Source organism: Lactiplantibacillus xiangfangensis (genome assembly GCF_001438845.1).
Taxonomy (GTDB): domain Bacteria; phylum Bacillota; class Bacilli; order Lactobacillales; family Lactobacillaceae; genus Lactiplantibacillus; species Lactiplantibacillus xiangfangensis.
This window is the reverse complement of record NZ_JQCL01000096.1, coordinates 1-4,910: the sequence shown is the minus strand read 5'-3', so window position 1 is coordinate 4,910 and position 4,910 is coordinate 1. Positions and strand designations below refer to the sequence as shown.

General features: G+C 44.4%; 6 protein-coding genes. 1 reads left to right on the top strand and 5 read right to left on the bottom strand.

Features of this window, described 5'->3' with window-relative positions:
- Nucleotides 1–115: 115 nt before the first annotated feature.
- The 4 genes from IV64_RS12000 to IV64_RS11985 all read right to left on the bottom strand — a co-directional run bounded on the left by IV64_RS12000 (nucleotide 116) and on the right by IV64_RS11985 (nucleotide 3,329).
- Complete coding sequence (locus IV64_RS12000) at nucleotides 116–811, bottom strand: YdcF family protein (protein WP_057707477.1); 696 nt, start codon at nucleotides 809–811, stop codon at nucleotides 116–118.
- The gene (locus tag IV64_RS11995; RefSeq protein ID WP_057707476.1) at nucleotides 801–1,526 is read right to left on the bottom strand and encodes a demethylmenaquinone methyltransferase; all 726 of its coding nucleotides are present in this window, start codon (nucleotides 1,524–1,526) and stop codon (nucleotides 801–803) included. The genes IV64_RS12000 and IV64_RS11995 overlap by 11 nt, the downstream gene beginning before the upstream one ends.
- A gap of 203 nt (nucleotides 1,527–1,729) precedes the next feature.
- Nucleotides 1,730–2,686, bottom strand: coding sequence for a Dyp-type peroxidase (locus tag IV64_RS11990; protein ID WP_057707475.1), 957 nt, complete (start codon nucleotides 2,684–2,686; stop codon nucleotides 1,730–1,732).
- A gap of 217 nt (nucleotides 2,687–2,903) precedes the next feature.
- Complete coding sequence (locus tag IV64_RS11985; RefSeq protein WP_057707474.1) at nucleotides 2,904–3,329, bottom strand: MarR family winged helix-turn-helix transcriptional regulator; 426 nt, start codon at nucleotides 3,327–3,329, stop codon at nucleotides 2,904–2,906.
- A gap of 103 nt (nucleotides 3,330–3,432) precedes the next feature.
- Between IV64_RS11985 and IV64_RS11980 the strand changes: the two genes are divergently transcribed.
- On the top strand, nucleotides 3,433–3,900 hold the full coding sequence (locus IV64_RS11980) for a hypothetical protein (protein WP_057707473.1): 468 nt from the start codon (nucleotides 3,433–3,435) through the stop codon (nucleotides 3,898–3,900).
- Nucleotides 3,901–4,029: 129 nt separating this feature from the next.
- Here IV64_RS11980 and IV64_RS11975 read toward each other — a convergent pair whose 3' ends face one another.
- On the bottom strand, nucleotides 4,030–4,860 hold the full coding sequence (locus IV64_RS11975; protein ID WP_083491662.1) for a helix-turn-helix domain-containing protein: 831 nt from the start codon (nucleotides 4,858–4,860) through the stop codon (nucleotides 4,030–4,032).
- Nucleotides 4,861–4,910: the final 50 nt, after the last annotated feature.

The window sequence follows — 4,910 nt, the reverse complement described above, 5'->3', positions numbered from 1 at the left end:
GAAAATGAACTGGTTTCCTCATAAAGTTCCTCATCAACAGCCGTTGACAAAGAGCCGAAATTTTCTGATTGGCTTTTTGAATTTTGTTCCTAACTCTTTATTTGTTAAACATCATTTAACGCTTTCGGCGAAGGGTCTGTTGTTGTAAAAATTGGTTCGCGGCGATGACCGGTTCGGGGACGTCGACGTGGGGGATGAAATTGGTCCCCAGCGGCCCGTATCCGGCCGGCGTGTCGATGAGCCGCTGACACTCGCCAAGAACTAACTCGGTTAGGTAGTCTGCTGGCCAGTTAAAGCCATTGTCAGTAGTGAAAACTAATGGATCAAGCTGGCGTACGCTGAGCGTTTGCGGTTGGTAGCGACTGAATTGGTAAGCCGTCCCCCAATTTTTGACAAAGGTCAGGGCGGTCCGCCGTGCTAGCACTGGGTCTTGGACGAGAAGGACGTTGTGCCAGTCTGTTGGGGCTAACGCCAACGCATTGACGGCGTTGCTACCGGAGTTAGTCGACGTTTGATCTAACCGGATTTCACCCTGGTAACCGGTTTGCCGGACGAGGTCGGCCATCATACTGGCTTCACTTAAAGTGTTACTGACGTCTAAATTTTGCCGGAGGTACTTGGTGGCGTGGCCGATGCCACCTGCAATGATGATTCGGGGTAAAGCGTATTGTTGGGCTAACTCTCCGGCCGCCGTCGCGGTCGCCGGCTGACTGTTGCCACATAGGACGAGTCCGTCGACTTGTTTTGGTAAAGTCGTTGCTTGCGTGAGCCAGGTTAGACATTGATTGAAGGCTTCTAGCTTAGTTGGCATGGCGGACCTCCGGTTTAGTCCCAAAGTGGGCCGCCGCCGCGCCAAAGTTGAAACGTTCGTAGTGGACTTGTTGAAAGCCCGCTTGTTTGAACATCGTCGCTAATTGGGAATAGCTTGCAAAGTGCCGGGTGGTTTCTTGCAAGTAGGAGTACTCCTGGTATTGGTGTGCGAATAACCGGCCAAATAATGGTACGATTTTGGTGAAATAGAACTGCCAGACGGGCTTAATCAGGGGTTGATCGGGTTGCGATGTTTCTAGACAGACCAACTGTGCCCCGGGTTTTAGAACCCGCAAGATTTCAGCTAAAGCCCGTTCCTTATCGGGAAGGTTACGCAAACCGAAGCCAATGGTTACGAGATCAAAGGAGTCATCCTTAAATGGCAGGTGCATGGCGTTTCCCCGACGTAACCAGACCCGGTCATGAAGCTTGGCTTGGTCGACCTTTCGCTGGGCGAGTTGAAGCATCGGTGCTGAAAAATCAAAACCAATCACTTCACCGGGCGCTTTTAATTCCTGTGCAATGGCGATGGTCCAGTCCCCAGTGCCGCAGCAGAGATCTAAAGCGTGCGCGTGGGGCGCTAAGTGAATCCGTTGCATCGTCTGTTTGCGCCAGTGACGGTGGGTGCCTAAGCTAATAATGTTGTTCATGCGGTCATAGTTGGGGGCGATAGTATCAAATAGCCCCTGAACGTTATGTAAATATCGATTTGCCATGCTGCTTCCTCCTCGTGGTACTGCTAGTCTTACTATAGCAGAAGCCCTTTAAAAGTGCGCAAAAAAGAGAGTGGGCCAAAAGGCGGTTAATGCTCGCAAATTGCCTTTTGGACCACGTTTTGACCATAACAATAGGAAAAGCCAACCAGAAATTTTCTGATTGGCTTTTTGAGCTTTGTCCCAAACCATAACGTTAATTGTAATTAGTGGAAATCACCATCTGCAATCTTTTCTAATAGGTCGCGGGATGGAATGAAGAAGAGTTGGCCGGATAATAACGTTGAGAATGTCAGTAAGAAATCTGACTTAGCCAGCATGTTTTCTAGCATTCCCTTGGTAACGTGCCAGTAACGGGAATAACCAATAAAGTAAGTTCCCGTGTTGCCGGCGGCCGGGTTAGAGAACGGCACGTTCATTCGAACGATTTTCTGTTCTTCGCCGTCCACTTCAAATTTTGAGGCCACGTTATGGGCGTTTTTAAATTTATCTTCATCTGCCAATTCAAAGTCGCTGAACTTTTCACGACCGACGGCTTTTTCCTGTTTTTCAGTGGTCATGTGTTCCCAGATAGGCATGTCGTGTTGCCACTTTTGTGCGAAGGCGTAAGACCCGTTTTCAAAAGTGGGGTCTTCGTCGCCAACTAAAGCGTAGTCGGCGGCGTCTTCAACGGCGGGTGCTTCGGTGCCATCGATGAAACCAATGATGGCGCGACCTTCGAAGTAACGGAAACCCTTCGTTTCATCGAGCACGGTCGTAATCGGGCTTAGTACCCGTTCAAACTGGGTAATGGCCTCATAAACGACCGCTTCGTTGCTAGCGCGAATGTGGAAGAAGAGGTCACCCGGTGTTGCGGGCATTTCGTATTCGGGTCCCGTCAAAGTCTCGTAAGTTTCGAGCTCTTTAGGTTTTGGGGCGTTAGGGAATAGGTAGTCCCAAGCCGCGTTACTGATTCCAATTGAGACTTTCAATTGGGTCCCCGTTTCTGGCTTGGCATCACGAATGCGTAGCGAACGAACAATGGCTTGCGAGCGGTCAGCAAATTCTTGGAAAACTTCTTGATCGTGGCGTTGATCTTGACGGTTTAACTTTAAAACGGTGAATTGAACATGTTCCCCAACGTCTTTCCAGACATCTTGGGCACGACTTGGATCGATTGACATGAAATCCCCTCCAGAATTATCGTTAAATTCAGCGTACCGGAGGCCTCTCAGATAGTCAAACAATTGCGATGGTAACTTGTAACGGACCTTTTTATAGGGGATTTAGTTGGTTTGAAAGGTGATGAAACGTTAGCTATTTTTATTCAAAACTGAATTTTGAAAGTCAAATTTAGGAATATTCATCGCTATTATTGTAATGTCGGTATCAATTCTCTGATTATTTAAACTGCTTTGCTCGTTCACTCCAGTCCGCTAAATGAGTGAAGATTGTTTCTAAGTCAGCGTCCGTTGTATCTCCAAGAACTTGATCCCAGAGCGATTGTTTGATTTGTCGAATGGTCTTGCACGCCGCGAGTCCTTTTGGTGTAATCCTGACCCAAGTGGTGCGGTGATCCTTGTCATCAGGCGTTCTGGTAATATACTGACCAGTTTCTAGGCGCGTCAGCTCACGACTGACGAGGCCCTTGTTAATGGCGAGTTCGGTCGTGATCTGTTTGGCAGTTACCCGGTCCTGATCGCCGATAAATAGTAGAAAGTTGGCGTTACTGGCGTTAATTTCTGGCAATGCCAATTCGTGATTCATGGCCGTCTGAAAGCGGCGATGAAGTGCACCAATATATTTTCCAAGTCTTACAGTATCCAAAGTAGCCGTCCCCTTTTTGAATTATTATAGCATATAGTTGACAAGTAAACCAAATCCGACTAAACTGTAACAGTTGACTTATCAACTATAAGGAGAAATCAAAATGAATTTTAAACAGCGGTTAGGTTTTACGTTATTGATGTGTATCGGTATGGCGACCAGTATGAGTTGGTTGGGCATGGCGACAAATATGGGAATTAATGCTGCAATGTGGCGAGTATTCTGGTTGGCACTTGCACCGACCATTGCGTTTGCATTCGTTTTTAATTTTGTGGTGGTCGCCACTTTGTCAGAGTTACTGGCTAGATGGTGGACCAAGGGGATGACCGATTCTGAAGCGATTGGTTTCAAGTCCGGGGCCATTCGCGGCTGGACGATGTTACTGATGATGAGCTTTACGATGAGTACTCGGGCGCTTTTGATTAATGGAACGTTTTATCATTTGACGATTGAACAGTTTATTTTAGGCTTTTTTGGAACCTTCACGACGGCTTACTTTGTCCGCGATATCTTGATTATGCCACTAGTTCGGCACTTATTGTTCCACGCCATGCCCCGTTTAAAAAAATAGTGCACACTATAACTATTGATGGGTGAATTCAAAAAGCGCCTGGAATTTTTATTCCAGGCGCTTTATCTGTCAGTCGACAGATAAGTATTTTAAGTTTAAATAATAAATGAGATTTTATAGGTAAAGCAATCACGCAATAGAAAACTTCACCTTAGCAGTAAGCTTGGCCCTTAAATTTTCGAGCATCTTTGCATGGTCATTGAAACCAAGCTTTTTAAACTGATAGATTGTCGTATCGATAGTTGATGGTTGACCGTTGACTGTTTTAATTAATTCAAGATAAAAGTCACACATCATGCGATCATAAGCTTTCCGGGGTGTTTTACCAGAGACTTGATAGAGTTCGTGAATGTAGAAACGGGCATTCTGATAGTGTTGACGTTCAAAAGCTAGAACAATGCAATTGTTGAGGAAAATAGAAATATCATTTTGGTAAGTATCAATTTTGCTTAAAATTTTAGTCCTTTTCAATAGGATATTGAAAGTAGCACGAATATATTCACTACTAAAAATGTATAAACAATTAGCAAAAATTGACATTTCAAAATGGCCCCATTGCGTAACGTGTTCTAAATACTTTTTAATTATGCCGGTATCTTCAGCAACATCAAAAATTTCTTCATCATTTTTTTTGTTTAAAAACAACTTTAACTCAATGGATAGACAACAGTAGTAAAAGTCTTTTGAATTTTTATATTTTGATTGGTAATCAAGAATTCGTTCTTTTATTTCTAGGTCACGTCGTTTAATGACGTTATCATAAAAGTATTTAGTTGCGAGTTCTTTTTCAGTATTTGTACTGTCATTGAAGTAAAACAGGTATTCCTGAATTGAAACATTCATGCGTTCTAAGTATGCAAATAAAATACTGGTTGTGATATCTGTTTTGTTGTTTTCTAATGACGATAAGGTTGTTCTACTTGAAATCCCCTCTGCCAATTGCGACTGAGTTAGGTGCACTAGTCCCTGTCAAGTTGACAGATGAAATATTATAAAGTTAAATCTGTCTC